Origin of the sequence: Oceanobacillus profundus (genome assembly GCF_003515705.1) — a bacterium.
GTDB classification, from domain to species: Bacteria; Bacillota; Bacilli; order Bacillales; family Amphibacillaceae; genus Oceanobacillus; species Oceanobacillus profundus.
On the sequence record NZ_QWEH01000011.1, the window covers coordinates 68,493 to 84,777 of the forward strand.

At 37.8% G+C, this 16,285-nt stretch carries 11 protein-coding genes; 4 read left to right on the top strand and 7 right to left on the bottom strand.

All coding sequences use genetic code 11. The features are described 5' to 3' along the window. Positions 1–67 precede the first annotated feature (67 nt). Positions 68–1,447 (top strand): OmpA family protein, encoded by a 1,380-nt coding sequence (locus D1B32_RS15395; protein WP_118889809.1) that lies wholly within the window; start codon positions 68–70, stop codon positions 1,445–1,447. Between the two features lie 136 nt (positions 1,448–1,583). Here D1B32_RS15395 and D1B32_RS15400 read toward each other — a convergent pair whose 3' ends face one another. Then, the gene (locus D1B32_RS15400) at positions 1,584–2,636 is read right to left on the bottom strand and encodes a C45 family autoproteolytic acyltransferase/hydrolase (protein WP_118889810.1); all 1,053 of its coding nucleotides are present in this window, start codon (positions 2,634–2,636) and stop codon (positions 1,584–1,586) included. Positions 2,637–2,993: 357 nt separating this feature from the next. Here D1B32_RS15400 and D1B32_RS15405 point away from each other — a divergent pair, with 357 nt between their 5' ends. Then, entirely contained in the window at positions 2,994–4,487 is a 1,494-nt protein-coding gene (locus D1B32_RS15405; RefSeq protein ID WP_118889811.1) for an APC family permease, read from the top strand. A 145-nt stretch (positions 4,488–4,632) separates the two neighbouring features. Here D1B32_RS15405 and D1B32_RS15410 read toward each other — a convergent pair whose 3' ends face one another. Then, positions 4,633–6,294: an amidohydrolase gene (locus D1B32_RS15410; protein ID WP_118889812.1), complete on the bottom strand. Its 1,662-nt coding sequence runs from the start codon at positions 6,292–6,294 to the stop codon at positions 4,633–4,635. Positions 6,295–6,341: 47 nt separating this feature from the next. After that, a complete protein-coding gene (locus tag D1B32_RS15415) occupies positions 6,342–7,799 on the bottom strand; it encodes a sodium:solute symporter family protein (RefSeq protein WP_095311024.1) in 1,458 nt (485 codons plus the stop codon). A gap of 357 nt (positions 7,800–8,156) precedes the next feature. On the opposite strand from D1B32_RS15415, the gene D1B32_RS15420 reads away from it, so the two are divergent. Next, positions 8,157–9,143, top strand: a complete 987-nt coding sequence (locus tag D1B32_RS15420; RefSeq protein ID WP_118889813.1) for a 2-hydroxyacid dehydrogenase — start codon at positions 8,157–8,159, stop codon at positions 9,141–9,143. Positions 9,144–9,220: 77 nt separating this feature from the next. On the opposite strand, the gene xsc is transcribed toward D1B32_RS15420, so the two are convergent. The 4 genes from xsc to D1B32_RS15440 all read right to left on the bottom strand — a co-directional run bounded on the left by xsc (position 9,221) and on the right by D1B32_RS15440 (position 14,573). Then, positions 9,221–11,005 (bottom strand): sulfoacetaldehyde acetyltransferase, encoded by a 1,785-nt coding sequence (gene xsc / locus D1B32_RS15425; RefSeq protein ID WP_118889814.1) that lies wholly within the window; start codon positions 11,003–11,005, stop codon positions 9,221–9,223. A 46-nt stretch (positions 11,006–11,051) separates the two neighbouring features. Beyond that, positions 11,052–11,966: a selenium metabolism-associated LysR family transcriptional regulator gene (locus D1B32_RS15430; protein WP_118889815.1), complete on the bottom strand. Its 915-nt coding sequence runs from the start codon at positions 11,964–11,966 to the stop codon at positions 11,052–11,054. A gap of 51 nt (positions 11,967–12,017) precedes the next feature. Further along, entirely contained in the window at positions 12,018–13,373 is a 1,356-nt protein-coding gene (locus tag D1B32_RS15435; RefSeq protein ID WP_095311031.1) for an aminotransferase, read from the bottom strand. Positions 13,374–13,853: 480 nt separating this feature from the next. After that, complete coding sequence (locus tag D1B32_RS15440) at positions 13,854–14,573, bottom strand: GntR family transcriptional regulator (protein WP_095311033.1); 720 nt, start codon at positions 14,571–14,573, stop codon at positions 13,854–13,856. Positions 14,574–15,036: 463 nt separating this feature from the next. Between D1B32_RS15440 and D1B32_RS15445 the strand changes: the two genes are divergently transcribed. Further along, positions 15,037–16,209, top strand: a complete 1,173-nt coding sequence (locus D1B32_RS15445) for an MFS transporter (RefSeq protein WP_240033808.1) — start codon at positions 15,037–15,039, stop codon at positions 16,207–16,209. The last annotated feature ends 76 nt before the right edge of the window (positions 16,210–16,285 follow it).

The following is a 16,285-nucleotide window of genomic DNA, read 5'->3' on the forward strand; positions in this document are numbered from 1 at the left end:
CTATAGTGAGGCAATTTTATAATTTTCCTACAATAAGCTAAATGAATATGGAGAAGGTGAGCTGAATTTGAAAAGGTCTTACATTTACATAGCATTTTTTGTCTTACTGATCTTTCTTGCAGGCTGCAAAGATACTACAAATGAGGAACCGAATTCATCCAAAGCAAAAGAGAATGGTTCTGGTGAGGAACAAAGCAAATCCAAAGAAACGGAAGGTCAGAAAGAACCTAAAGAAAGTCCAATAGATTATAAAGAAGATATTGGCAACCTAAAGGTTTGGATCGGGGGCGAAATGATAGTAGAGGATGATCAAATCATTGTAGAAGGTCAAAGCAACCTATTGCCAGGCTCGATTATTAGCTCTTCCGGAAATAGTACATTACCGATTGCAGCTTTTATGAAGAATGCTGAGGTACAAAAGGATGGCTCTTTCCGTTTTGAATATCCCGGCTATGAAGGAAATGCGATAATCGATTTCCGATTATCTTCTCTGGGTGAGGATACGACAAAACATTATGGTGTATACTTCAACCAAGTTACAGGACCCCAACGTTATAAAACATCACAAAGCGAGCAATATGAGGTTAGGGCTAGCATTTTATTAGATGCAAACAAGGACATCCCGTACACACTCCCAATCGAAACGCCCAAATGGAGTGAACTCCCTGCGGATTATGGAGAATCGAATATATGGATGAATGTTGATGTAACTACTGATCATAAATTCATCTATATACACGGAAAAAGTAATCTACTTGAAGGAACATGGTTAGGTGGCGATTTAATGAACGCGACCGATGTTATTGTTCCATTTTCTTATGATTATACGAATGTAAATCCAGATGGTTCCTTCGCACTTAAAATACCTTATCTATCATTGCGCCCAGGCATGTATATCCCAATTCAAGTCCATGCCGATCAAAATTCTTGGGATGATGTTCTAGCAGCCTATGGTGAAGACTTTGGGAAGTTAGAAGGAGACCTTTTGCAAACCACTGATGATGGAAAACGTTATCTTGAAAAGACTATTGAATTAGATATACCAGACATGGAACCACCAGAAAAAGTGGATTTAACTGTGGCAGATGAAGAAATTAAGATGCAAGTTCCTGATGATCTGTTGTTTGATTTTGATGAAAGCACATTAAAAGATAGTTCGCAAGAGACATTAGATGGGATTCTTGCTGAATTAGAAGAATTAGAGCCTGAGACAACTGTTCATATCAATGGCCATACGGACAATCAAGGTGAGACATCGTATAATCTGAATTTATCTTTAGAACGAGCTGAATCTGTCTTTCATTATTTGGAGGAGCATGGTGATATTAGCCATTTAACGATTCATACAGAAGGATATGGCGAGACAGCTCCAATTGAATCAAATGAAGATGAAGATGGCAGAAGTAAAAATCGCCGCGTAGAGATGGTCATCAATCCAGAAGATTAAGTATAAAGGGATTTTCCACGAACTCTTTTTAGTGGGAAATCCCTTTTTCCTATCCGTTTATACATAGTAGGTATGCTTCACACTATCCCAACTATCCGTAATATTTGCGATTAAAATTGAAGAGATTTATTTATTCTTAACGTGGATTTTCATCCATATGAGCAAATCCAGAGCTAGTATCTATCTCCCCAAAGATTTTACTCCGTTCTAGATTTTTGCCACTCAACCAGGATTCAAAATCAATTTTTACTGGCTCCTGATCTCCTCCAAGTGCAATCCATGCCTGTTTTTCTTTTGGAAAATATGCCGATGTATGTAATGTACCTGACCAGCTTTTGTAGTTGCTTACAAACACCCCTTTATCCGTATCATTCAACAGTCGAAATGCTTTATACGCATCTGTTGCTTGCGCTTTCTGGTTGTTGATTGCATTGAGTCGTTCTTGTGACTCTGCGATAAAACGACGATTTTCATGCTGGAGCACCTCAAAGTGATTCGTACAGACATTCGATTGATGTACTTGAACAGACCTTGGCGTTGCTTCAATTACATAGGTTTCTTCCTTTTCATCTAACACAATGTAACTAAACGAAGTCCGGTGTGGTATCTCCTTCACAAGCTCAATTGCTTCTTCTGTAGTCGCACACATCTCTAAAATAATTCTACCAATCATATGACAAATAAATCCATCGCCTGGATCTTTACGATGCATGAAGTTGTACCCCATTACGAGTCCTTTTTCATTCATGCCATCCATCCGACCAGTAACACGTTGAGAAGGTCCGATGACAGCATATCCACCATCGGTCGGCTGGAATAGGTTGTAGCGCCCTTCATAGGTTTTCGGATGATAATCATAATTTCGGATCATATAGTCCTTCCCTGTCAAAATCGAACAGCCACTATAGACTGGTTGAACACGATAATTGCCGAAATCGCGAAGAATTATCGACATCGGCTGTTGAAGAGCATCTCGTAGACCAAGCAGTTCTTCCCATATTCCTGGTGCAAACCGCATAAATGCTTGTTTGGCTTCAGCTTCGTCAATCGTAAACCGTGGTCTTCTCAATCTCCAATCGCGATGTCTGTTTTTAATAATTAAAGAATTCTTCAGATGCTCACCTTGCATATAGCCATAATCGTAATGTCTCCCGCGAAATTGAATAATATCACTATGAACGCTTCTCACCTGTAACCACCCTTTGTTCTTCAATTTGATAACATGAATTTTATAATTACTGACGTTTACTATATAGCTTACCATCTTTCAATGAATAAAAGTGCAGTAATGATTCAGCCATACAATTGTCTCGTTACAAACTGCATATTACAAGCAAAGCCGTTTTATAGTATGTATTCATACAAAGGAAATCACTTTTCTCTAGCTTCAACATTCACGAGGTTGATTACTATTTAATTCCTCAATAACTTCTATTACACATTCAAATGATTAAAAGTTCTGAAACTTATTGATTATTAAAACACGACATGCTTTAATTTATATAGCTTAATTGATAACGCTTACAATTTGGAAGGAGAATGAAATATGGAAGAACGTCAGCAATTAAACAAAACATTGAAACCACATTGGGTTTGGGCAATTGCATTTGGGTCAGCTATTGGTTGGGGAGCTTTTGTGCTTCCAGTAGACTGGCTATCCATGGCTGGGCCACTTGGGGTAATTATTGGATTTTCAATTGGTGCGATTCTTATGATTATTATCGGAGTGAGCTTTAGTTCTCTTATCGAAAAGCTGCCAGTAACTGGAGGAGGGTTCGCATACGCTTATTATGGTCTAGGCAGATATCATGCTTTTATTTGTGGATGGTTTCTAACGTTAGGATATGTTGCAATTGTTGCGCTTAATGCTTCTGCTCTAGCACTTCTAGGAAAATTCGTTTTCCCAAGGGTTGTAGAACAAGGTTACATGTATACAATTGCCGGTTGGGAGGTTTACACCGGAGAAGTTATTGTAGCCTGTGCTGCATTAGCTATTTTCGCCCTTGTCAATATCCGGGGTGCAAGTTCTTCTGCATTTAGTCAGTTTGTGTTTTGCGTCTGCTTATTTGGCGGAGTTTTGTTATTAACCATCGCTATGATTATTCATCCTACAAGTTCCTTTTCCAATTTACAACCTCTCTTTCAGCCCGGAGTCGGTTCTATTGCATCGATAGCAGCAATAATTGCAATTGCACCATGGGCTTATATTGGTTTTGACAACATACCACAGGCTGCAGAAGAGTTTAACTTTTCCCCCAAAAAAGCTTTTCGTATTATCGTTATTGCCTTAGTTTTTGCAGCTCTTACTTACTCAATGACTGTTATTGCAACTGGAATTGGTCAACCATGGATGGAAGCTGTTCAAGCCGGGTCAGTGTGGGGAACAGCTATGATTGTTGAAAATGCTTACGGAACAATTGGTGTTATTTTATTATCGTTTGCATTAATTATGGGTATTCTGACAGGACTGAATGGGTTTTACATGTCTGCTAGCCGTTTATTGTTTGCCATGGGCAGAGCGAAAGTTATTCCTGCAGCTTTTGGAAAATTGCACCGCTCCCATAAAACACCTCATGCTGGTATTTTGTTCACATTAGCATTCACGCTTTTTGCCCCTTTCTTTGGGCGAGAAGCATTATTATGGGTTGTTGATATGTCCGCCCTTGGAGTCACCATCGCATACTTCTATACTTGCTTTATAGCATATCGATTATTCAAGTGGTCAGACAGTAATAATAAAAGGAACAATAAACGTGCTACTGTCTCCCCTGGAAGAAAGTTTCTATGTCTATTAGGTATCCTAAGCAGTGCCGGATTCCTACTATTGTTAATCGTACCAGGTTCACCTGGATTTTTGAGCACCCCTTCATGGATTGCTTTATTTGTTTGGCTAATTCTAGGAGCCCTCTTTTTCCTAGTTAAATTTAAACATATTCGAGCAATCCCTAAGGCAGAGCTAGATCATTTGATTTTAGGAGACTTTAAGGATAAACAAGAAGCAGCTGATATGGAAGACGATTTGGAAAATGTATCATCATAGTTCTTTCAAACCAAGCCATCCTTAAATCTAATAGCTTCAATACTTAGACCTAGAATATCCTAACCTATAAAAACCACCGTATCAGAGAAATCTGTTACGGTGGTTTACAATTTTATTGTAATAATAAAAAGCTCGATAATGCGTTTTATCCCAACAAAGCGCCCTGTTTTTCGTATACTTTTTTTCCGTCAATTAGTGTTGCTTCCACTGTGATATCTTTGATTTCAAGTGGATCCACGTTTGTTGGATCTTTATCTAATACAGCAAAGTCTGCACGTTTTCCTATTTCAATACTTCCCACAGTATCTTCACTAAAATTCATATATGCCCCATAAATGGTCATTGATTTTAATGCCGTTACGACATCGATTTTTTGTTCTGGTCCCAGCACTTCCCCTTCTTTCGTTAGGCGGTTTACAGCTGCCCAAACAGAAAATAGCGGTGAAATCGGAGTGACTGGACAATCGGAATGTAACGTAAATAAAATATCTCGTTTTACAATATCCGCTAACGGACTTATTCTTCTAGAACGTTCTGGACCAAGGAAAAGCCGCTTATGACGGTCTCCCCAGTAATAGACATGATTAATAAAGACCGAACCAGCTACACGGAGTTTCTGCATATTGTCAAGATCATCAATTGTTGCCGTTTGCACATGCTCTATCCGGTGACGATGGTCATCTCTTGGTGACTTTTCTTGAGCGAAAGCATATCCTTCTAAAATGGATCCTATTGCTCGATCTCCATTGCCATGAATGGTCACACGGAATCCTCGCTTGTGTAAGTCTAATATTTCTTCGTTAAACGCTTCCTGAAAATGAAGTAATTCTCCAACAACATCTGCATTATTATAATAAGGTTCTCTTAGAGCACCAGTTAAGCCTTGGATGGATCCATCCTGAAACATTTTCGCACTGTCCAGGCATGCTTTACCGTTAGATGCATTCATTATTTCTTCATTTAATTGTTCTGCTGTGTAATTACCAAACTTCTCTCCCTCTCGTAGAAGTGTGTGTATAATCATTAATTGTGAATGCATTGGATTGATACCTTTTTGTGCTGCTATCAGATGTGCTTCTAATTCTGATTCACCAAGGAACAAACCTACTCCGGCATCCGCATTTGTTGTAATCCCTTGGGCTAAATAATCCTTTGAGCCTTCTCCCAGTGCCGCTACTATCTCATCTACCGTGGGAACTGGAATTACTTTTTGAACATATTCCAACGCAGGTATTTCATGAAGCACTCCATCTAAACGTCCGTTTTTATCACGCCCAAAAAAGCCTCCCTGGGGGTTCTTTATTTGTTCATCAACACCAGCTAGTTCCAAAGCCTTTGAATTGACAGCTGCGAAATGACTCGAAATATGCGTAATAAATACTGGGTGATCAGGTGCAATCTGGTCTAGCTCTTCCCTTGTTGGATGTCTCTGTTCTTTTAAAAGTGTATCATCATAACCGTATCCTTCCAACCATTGTCCTTTTGGAGTAGAATTTGCTTTCACTTTAATTCGTTGTAATATATCATCAATACTTTCATTCGGTGGTGTACTGCAATTAACCTTATTTTTATTCAGTGAGTACATTAGAATGTGGTTATGTGTGTCGATGAAACCAGGAATTAATGTTTTTCCTTTTAAGTTAAGAACTTCAGTATTTGACGTTATTCGGACTGAAGCTGGTGGTTCTGATTCTTGCCATATTTCAATAATTCGACCATCAGTAATAGCTAATGAATGAGCAATACTATTTTGCTCATCAAGTGTTAGTATATTGGCATTTGTAATTAAGGTATCTATCTTATCCATTGTTTTTTCTCCTTTTTAGAAATTTTTGCAACACAGTCAGATTTACCTTATGAACTTATGATTTTATCAACTGGTTCTTGTTCTGTAGGATCCTTCACTGCTTTTAATGAGAAGAAATAGGCAGTCACGTCTTCGTCAGCTGAATGTTTTGTTTTAAGACTAACTATGATTAATAATAGAAAAGACATGATTAAGCCTGGCAGAATTTCATGCACTCCATAAGGTGTTCCAGCCAGCTTCCATAAAGAACAAACAATAATACTGCCAACCATACTTACAATTACTCCTGTTTTTGTAGCACGTTTCCAGAACATTGCGGCCATTACAGGCGCAACAAGCGTTACAGCTGTATAGGAAAGGGCAAATTGATAGATGGTTATAATATCTGTAATATATAATGCAATAACAAGTCCCAATACAGCCATACCTAATACAGAAATCCGGGATGTTTTTAACAACTGAGCATCTTCTGCACCAGGTGAAATCCACTCTTGGTAAATATCTTTGGCAATATTAATTGCTCCACTGAGCAAGAAAGATGTTGCACCGGTTAACAGTGCTGCTAATAGTGATACCATAAATAACCCACCTAATGGTGCTGGAAATATGTCTACTAAAAATTGGGTGTACACTTGATCAGGAGGTGTACTTGTATTTAGTATTTGTACGGCCATAATTCCAATTAATATTGCTAGTAAACCAATAAAACCAGAAATGATAAAACCAGTTGTAACAGACCATTTTGCAATTTTAGTAGATTTAGCTGCTGATAAGCGTTGCCATGTTGTTTGCCAAACCATATAGAATGGTCCGAACACAAGGAACCAGTTTAATAATTCTTTACCGCCAATACTGAAAAAGTTAAACAGATGCTTCGGGGTTTCATTTGCCAATACCTCGACCCCACCTATATGGTTAAGCCCGAGGAAAAACAATAAAATAACCCCAGCTAGAATTACGATGGTTTGCACCGTATCTGTCCAAGCAACACTAAACATTCCTCCCATAAGTGTAAAAATGAGACTGATTATAAAACCGATAACAATTCCCCATGTTACGGTAAGTGCTGTAGTAGAGGCTAATATAGAACCCATTCCTACTAACTGCATCGCAAATGTAGGGGTCATATAAAGTAATCCAATAATTAATGCTGGAAGTAATGCAGACGCTTTTCCAAAACGTTTTATAAATAAATCTGGTATTGTATATAATTTAAGTTTACGTATGGTTGGAGTTAGAATAGCGACAAATAGAATAGTAAAAGAAACGAAACTAATAGAAGTAATAAAATAGGAAATACCGATTTCAAAACCTTTTCCAGCTCCACCGATAAGTGCTGCAGATCCAGTAACTGTTGCTATAACTGTTCCTGTGATAGGAAAGAACCCAAGACTAAAGTTGGCCATTAAAAAGTCATCTGAGGTTTTAATTTTTCGTGAGGAAATAATACTTATACCAAAAATTACAATTAAAAAAACTACAATCCAAACTAACCACCAATTCATACGATCTCCCCCTTAGTAATTCAATTGATTGCTATTTACTGAAAATAAACTTAATATTCACACATATATAGAGGCATCAAGGGTGACATTACATAAATATCAGATAATAACTCGGTAGTATATGTAACTATTTAAAATAGATTATTTATACTTTATCATTAGGTATAAACGGAGTCAATGTATTCTAAAGAAATGAAATTATCGGATTTTACGATATAATTTATAGATATTCTTTATAAAACTTAAAGTCTAATACCTTCTCCCAATATTGACATTCCTCATATTGAAAGTTACGTTTAAAATGATAGAAAAACAACCATCAACAAACTGAAAGATTACTTGAAGGAGCTTATGAAGATGAAGAAAAAAATTATTGTTTATGAGCGGCTTGAAAAACCCGTACTTAAAAGTCTACAAGAAAAGTACGATGTGAAATTTTTAAAAAATATTGATACCCAAACTAATGAAGAATTTATGAACCATCTGAAAGAGGCAGAAGGTATTATTGGACTGGCTTTAGAAGTGAATAAAACATTATTAGACAATGCCCCTAATTTAAAAATCGTGAGTAATGTCTCTGTTGGTTATAATAATTTGGATATCGAAGAATTAACAAAGCGGCACATTATGGCAACAAATACACCGGACGTATTAACAGATACCGTTGCTGATACCGTGTTTGGTATTTTACTCGCAGCTGCCAGACGCATTCCAGAGCTAGACAATTTGGTTAAGTCTAAACAATGGGTAGAAGCATTAGGGCCAGACTATTATGGAGTCGATGTTCATCATAAAACGATAGGTATTATTGGAATGGGAAGAATTGGGCAAGCAATTGCACAGCGTGCTAAGTTTGGATTTGATATGAATATTTTGTATCATAGCCGGACAAGGAAACAAGACGCAGAAACAAAGTTTGATGCTACATATTGCAGTTTAGATGATTTATTATCCAAATCTGATTTTCCTGTTTTAATTACCCCGCTTACCCCAGAAACAAGAGGTCTTATTAGTAAAAGAGAATTTCAGCTTATGAAGCCTTCAGCAATTTTTATTAATGCTTCACGTGGAAAAACAGTTGTAGAAAAGGATTTAATCGCAGCATTACAAACTGGGGAAATTGCAGCTGCAGGACTGGATGTATTTGAACAAGAACCCGTCAGTCCAAACAATCCATTATTAGAAATGAAAAACGTTGTTACCCTGCCACATGTTGGGTCTTCCACATATGAAACCGAGTTGAAAATGTCGGAATTAGCAGCTAGAAACCTTGAAGCTGGTCTTAATGGAGAGAAACCACCTACCATGATCAATCCAAAAGTTTGGGAGCTTTTAACTAAATAACGAGGCACAGACAAGTATATAAATAAAGAACCTCTATACAACATATTGCGTAGTATAGAGGTTTCTTCATAATGGATTTAGTTTTTATCAGAACCCCATGTCTCATAATCCAAGTGTTTATATTTATCTAGCAATCTTGTCGGCAACTGCAATGCATCTCTTCTAAATGGAGGAGCAAGTTGTGTCCCATCCACATAAATGTTTAAAACTGCTGGCTTACGCTTCTCTAATACTTCTTTCACAACAGGTCCTATGTCTTCTGGCTTTTCAATCGTATAACCTAAAGCACCCATTGATTTAGCAACCTCGGCAAACTCTGGCGCTTGGATGTTCGAACCGATAAATCGGTTATCATAATAATCTACTTGGTTTTTCTTTTCAGCGGCCCATGATTTATTATTGAATACGCAGGCGATAACCGGAATATCTTGCTCTACAGCTGTACTTACCTCATGTAAACTCATTCCCCAAGCTCCATCCCCAATAATTGCAACGACTGGTGAATCTGGCTCTGCAAGCTGAGCTCCGAGTGCTGCTGGGTATGCAAAACCAGTATTTCCAAAAGTTAATGCAGCTATATGACGTCTCGTTTGATTAAATCTTAAATAAGCATTTGCAGTAGATGAGACATTCCCAATATCAGTTGAAATGATTGTATTGTCCGGCAACACTTTTGTTAGTTCTAAGAGTGCTCGTCTCGGATTAATTGGAGATCCATCCTCCATCGCAAGGTCTACTAACTCTTTTTCCCATGCTGTTTTTTCTTTGCTTACTTCCTCTAATCGATATTGTTTTTTGTCTGGACTAGGAACTGCCTCTTTCAGTAATCTATAAATTTCGTCACTTGTTGCTTTGGCATCCCCAATAATTCCTACTTCAACCGGGTGTGTTCTAGCTATATTTCTTGGGTTAATATCCACTTGAATAATTTTTGCAGCTTTCGGGAAATAATCGATATCGTAACAAGGCAATGTGCCAAAGACTGACAGCCTCGTTCCAATCGCTAGTACTACGTCAGCATTCTTTAACGTATTCATTGCAGATTTAGCTCCCATATAACCAATTGGGCCGACTGCTAGTGGGTGATCAGCTGGAAATGCGTCATTATGCATATAAGACACTGCTACCGGAATTGTCAGGTGTTCTGCAATTTTAACAACGGTGTCCACCCCATCTGCATCAACTGCACCACGTCCTGAAATAATTACTGGATTTTTTGCGTGCTTTAAAAGCTCTACTGCTTGTTTTGTTAAGGCAGGATCTCCACTTCCTCTAGAATCTGCACGATATTGATGTGGCTGAAGGATCTGATCCTCAAGCTCCCCATAAAATAAATCTCTCGGAATATCGTAAAGGACCGGGCCACGCTCAGCATAAGCGATCCGGAAAGCTGTTCTTAAACAATCAGCTACACGACTCTTATGCGTGACGCGCACTGTTTCTTTTGTAATTGCACTGAAAATCGAAACCTGATCAGCTTCTTGGAATCCGTCCCACCCGATTGTCGGCGTGCCTGCAGAAGGCGATATAACTACCATTGGCGTATGTGCTTGGTTTGCAGCTGCTACAGACGTCACCATATTTGTAATCCCAGGACCATTTTGACCAATAACAACTCCCGCAACACCGGATACTCGTGTATAAGCATCAGCCATATGTGCTGCACTTTGTTCATGTCTTACCGGTAAGAAGCGAATACCGGCAGTTGGGAATAAATCAAGCATATCCATAAATGCGGAACCAACAATTCCATATACTTCTTTTACCCCTTCTGCGACGAGCGTTTCAACAATTGCTTCACTTGGTGTCATTTTTACTTTTTTAACGACACCCTTTTTCATTTCTGCTTGCTGTTTCACCATTAGAAATTCCTCCTTTTTTTATAACCTTTAAAATCGAGTAAGTGGATTAAATGACTTGTATGGTTTGGTCAGTTGCATTTTTTTTCAATTCATTCAAAAACAAATCTGCAGTTGATTTTAAAACCTGATCTTTACGCATTGCAATATAGAAGTAACGATAGAATGCTATATTTTTAATCGGATATGATGTCAGCAACCCTAGCTTTTTCTCTTTTGAAATCGTTGCTCTAGAAATAATAGACACACCTAATCCGGCTTCAACTGCTGCTTTAACAGACTCTGTACTCCCTAATTCCATCACGATGTTTAATTCACTTTCTACTATACCAACCATCTGTAGATAGTGATTCACTACTGCCCTTGTGCCAGATCCTTTCTCTCTCATGATGAGCGGGATCGTCTTCAAGCTTTCAGCGGAAATTTTACCATCATTTTCTTTTAAAAAATCAGGAGCTGCTATCAGCAACAGTTCATCTGTTAAAAATGGCTCCAATATAATTTGTGGATCATCAATTGGGGTTTCAATTAACCCGACATCTATAGCGTGATTTTTTATACTGGAAATAATTGTATCCGAATTAGAAATATCTGCACGAATCTGCACCATTGGAAAATTGTCTTTGAAACGCTTCAAAAATATTGGAAGAATGTATTCACCAATTGTAAAACTACACCCTATCTCTAAATCCCCATGTATGTTACTGCCAATTTCCTGTATTTTCTCCTGTGCGGCATCACTCAGCTGGATAATCTCCCTAGCGTATTTTATTAAAATCAACGCAGCCTCTGTCATTTCAACCCTTTTTGTCGTTCGCTCAAATAGTTTGGTATGAAGCTCCTCTTCCAATGCTTTGATCTGCGAGGTAATGGTTGGCTGTGAAACAAATAATACTTTAGCGGCCTCGGAAAAGCTCTTCTTTTCGGCAACAGCTACAAATGTTTTCAGTCTTTCATAATTCACGTAAACTCCATCCCCTCGGATTCCCTTTCTCTCTTATAGGAACAGACTTATTTAAAGACTTCGAATTGCTGACGTTAAAGTATCAATTAAAAAATCTAAATCTTCTACAGTACTTGTTAATGGCGGCGCAACAATAATGACATTGTTTTGTTCTGGAACGGTATCTCCATTTTTACCAATGATTAATCCTTTTTCTTTACACAAACCTATTATTTTTGCCAGTTTTTCATCAGACATCGGCAGCTTAGACTGTTTATCTTCTACCATCTCAATCCCTAAAAGAAAACCAATTTGCCGAACCTCTCCCACGTTTTTGTGATCTATTAAATGATGCAGCTCCGATAATTTAGTCCCGGCAAGTGTGCGAACTCGTTCAACAATGTTCTCACGCTCAATGATATCAATATTTTTTAATGCAACTGCACATGCGGCTGGATGTCCTCCATAGGTAGATACATGACGAAAATGTGAATCCTTGCCAGCCTCTCGAAATACATCATATATTTCAGATTTAACAGCAGTAGCTCCTAATGGTAAGTACCCACTTGTCAGCCCTTTTGCCATTGTCACAATATCAGGCTGTACCCCCGCCGCATGCTTAAATCCAAACATTTTTCCGGTACGTCCATAACCGGATACTACTTCATCCATAATCAGAAGCACATTGTATTTCTTACAAATTTCCGCAACTCGTTGAATATATTTCATTGATGGAACAATAACACCGCCCCCAGAAATAAATGGCTCCATGATAAATGCTGCAACTGTTTCTTCTCCTTCCCAGTTAATCATTTCTTCCAACAGCTGTGCTGCCTTCAGATCTGACTCTTCTGGACTTCCATCAAAAATAGAACGGTAGCTGTATGGCGGATAAACATGTAGAAATCCTGGGACACCCGGATCATATTTTACTCGCCTATTTGCTTGTGCTGTTGCACTTAATGCACCTAATGTTGAACCATGATATCCACGATAACGAGAAATCACTTTATACTTCTGCGGATTACCAGTTTGATTATGGTATTGTCTCGCAATTTTAAATGCAGTTTCATTAGCTTCAGAACCACTATTAGAAAAAAATGTCTGGTATTTCCCACCGAGCAATTCACTAATCTTTGCAGCTAGTTTAATTGCAGGCTGATGGTTCATTGTTAATGGAAAATAGGAAAGGTTTTTCATTTGCTCAGCAGCGGCTTCGACTATTTCTTCACGGCCATGACCTAGATTTAAGCACCATAATCCAGAAACCCCGTCCAAATAACGTTTACCAGATTCATCGGTAAACCAGGATCCTTCCCCCTTAACAGCGACTACTTGTTCCGCTTCTGGATTGTAACGATGCATGGCATTCCATAATAGCGATGCTTCTTTCCCAACCACCTGATTCATTTCGCTTTCCGTCTTCATTCAACCTACCTCCATTCATTTAGTTAGATTCTTTATGAAGCAATACATAATCAATCGAAACCTGATTTTGAAAGATTGATTTAGATGGTATTTCATGCACATTAGCACCCTGGATGGTTATCCATTAATTTCGTTTCCTACATCAGAAACCGCTTACATTTATTAGATAATATTTTTAAAAAACTTCCTAGGATCGAGAAGATATCACAATACTAAGCTCATTCGTTTTAACTCATTTGAAATCTAAACAATCGTCATTCAATCCTCCTTACATGAATTTGCAAAACGATAAGTCTGACCTATCATGATGATACTGACGTCCGAACCAGTTGTGATGTGATGGTCTGCTATCAGTATAAAACAGTCCGATTTTAAATTCAATATATTATATAAATTCAGTTATTTAAAATGATAATAAGTCTTATTATGCCTGCTAATAATCTTATTCCAAATACGTGATACAACTTTTGATGAACCCTGTTAGCCAAACTTACGAGACAAGTTTATTTTAAATGTATATAGGTCATTCCGATAAAAGGCTTTTTCGAATTCAATGATTTCACGATTTCGATCTCTAATAATTCGTTCGGCAATTAACGCGTTCGTTCCATTCGGCATTTTCATAAATTCCCTATCTTCATCTAAAAAAATTCCACCGCTAATTGTCTGCTCGGCTTCTGCTAGTCTAATTCCTAAATGATTTTCCAGCAAATCATATAATGTTGCATCATTGAGGTCGTATTTAATTAATTTTACTCCTATTTCGATTGGATAATAATGTCGCTCCACACCAATTGGCATATCGTCAGCAAAGCGAATTCGTTTTATAAAGTAAGCATCTTTGAGACCAGTTTTTTCTTGAATATATGGTGTGGTTTCCGTCAAATAATGCGTAACTAACTGTGCTCCTGGCTTCTTCCCCATTTGCATAATCGTATCAGTTGTACTGCTTAGATTACCGAGCCAATCTTGAATTGGTTTTAAGGAAACAAATGTACCTTTTCCATGCTTTTTCTCTAATACTCCTTCACGAACTAAAAGGTTAATAGCTTCCCTAACCGTACTTCTACTAACATGATATTCCTCCATAAATTGCCTTTCACTTGGTATTTGCCCGGTAAATATTCCTTCTTCAATTTTCTTTTCAATAATATTCTTCAATTGAATATGCAACGCTATCGAATTATTATAATCAAGCATGTTAAAGGCTCCTTTTTGTTTTACATAAATCATAGCAGAGATTAGATTATTCGGAAAGATATAGATAAAGGATGTACTCAATAATAATTTGATAACCATTTTCCAAGTTTAAAAACTTACCAAATATACTGTCTATTGGTACGCTTTACTATATAACGGGTCTGGTACCTTATCTCAAAAATTCTCTTTGAAGAATGTATTAAAGAGTCTTTGTTTAATTGGTCATGTCCAGTGTTGGTAGATTTTGAGGAATCTTCTTTAATTAGTAGCGGAATGGTTGCCATGCTATCGCGTCTTAGAGAGTTTTGAGTAGATATTCTTGAGGTGAAAAATCTGATTATAATATAGCATAATTTTATTCAGCGAGGCAAAAGGTTTAAATACTATATATGAGCTAAAGGGCTGACCCTTTTTTCCGTCTATTTTTTCATTTGGAGCATACAATGTTTTCGAGGTGGAAAAATTGAGAGAAGTAACCGCAGACAAATTACACATTTTTGTCATTATGTTTTTAATCAGCCTGATCATGAGTATTCAAGCACCGATTTTCACTCCTTATGCTGCAATGATTGGAGCGTCCAGTGTATTGATTGGAATTATGCTTAGTGCCGCTCAGTTCGCTAATCTAGTAGGAAATTTAATTGCAGGTCCACTTGTTGACAGGTTTGGGAAGCGAATATTTATTACGCTTCCATTGCTTGTATCGGGTAGTTTGTTTATTTTTCATGGCTTAGTGGCTAACACTGCAGAATTATTACTACTGCGGGCATTAAATGGATTTTCATTAGCCTTTTTGATTCCAGCAGCAATGGCACTACTTTCAGGATATGCAGGAAATAGCCGACAGCAAGGGAAAAACATGGCTGTGAATGGGATTCTCGGTACAATCGCAAGTATTATTGCTCCACTGATTGGTGGAAAGCTTGGAGTTATGTTCGGATACGCCAATTCTTATTTTGTTATTGGGGCAGCACTGATTATAACGGCTGTGTATACCATGTTTTTTCTAAAAGATAGACAAGCAGTCACAGTGAATAAAAGAAATCAGTCATTGAGTCTTATTCAGGTTTTGGCAAATCCGGGTTTGCATGTTGTTTTTCTGACAGGCTTTGCTGTGATGTACATTCATGGTGTGATCATCTATGAAATTCCTTATTTATCGGTGGAAAAAGGACTATCTACCGTCACAACAGGTAAAATGTTCAGTTTTATGGGTATTGGAACATTTTTTTCCTTATCTCTGTTTTTTATTAATCGATTTGCTCCTGTGAAAAGGCTGATTTTCGGTTTATTTGGGATGTGTATGACTCTGTTTGCACTTTTAAATGAGTGGACTACAGCCTTAACGCTTTTGTTATTTTTAATGGGATTCTTTTTTGGGGTGATAATGCCGGCAATGGCCACAGCAGTAACAGATGCTGTCGCAAGGGAAGGACATGGCCGTGCTTTTGGGGTGATGTCGGCGGTCTATTCATTGGGAATGATTTTCAGTTCATTTGTAACCGGGCTTATTCGTGAAGTGATTTCTCCATATTTTATTGCGTTTTTAATAGGTATGCTAGTTTTGTCTTTTGTCGGCTATATGAAACTACGGCTACCGCGATCTGCACATACAAAAGCTACTCCTTTACGGTAAGAAGGAAGCGATGACGATACCATGATTTCTGCGACTACAATCCAGAACTGATTTCCGTCCAGGGTGTAAAGAAATC

Bases quoted from the DNA above. Each gene is read 5' to 3' on its own strand.
- D1B32_RS15435 (WP_095311031.1), bottom strand. From the start codon at position 13,373: ATGAAGACGGAAAGCGAAATGAATCAGGTGGTTGGGAAAGAAGCATCG.
- D1B32_RS15420 (WP_118889813.1), top strand. From the start codon at position 8,157: ATGAAGAAAAAAATTATTGTTTATGAGCGGCTTGAAAAACCCGTACTT.
- D1B32_RS15415 (WP_095311024.1), bottom strand. From the start codon at position 7,799: ATGAATTGGTGGTTAGTTTGGATTGTAGTTTTTTTAATTGTAATTTTT.
- D1B32_RS15410 (WP_118889812.1), bottom strand. From the start codon at position 6,294: ATGGATAAGATAGATACCTTAATTACAAATGCCAATATACTAACACTT.
- xsc (WP_118889814.1), bottom strand. From the start codon at position 11,005: ATGGTGAAACAGCAAGCAGAAATGAAAAAGGGTGTCGTTAAAAAAGTA.
- D1B32_RS15440 (WP_095311033.1), bottom strand. From the start codon at position 14,573: ATGCTTGATTATAATAATTCGATAGCGTTGCATATTCAATTGAAGAAT.
- D1B32_RS15405 (WP_118889811.1), top strand. From the start codon at position 2,994: ATGGAAGAACGTCAGCAATTAAACAAAACATTGAAACCACATTGGGTT.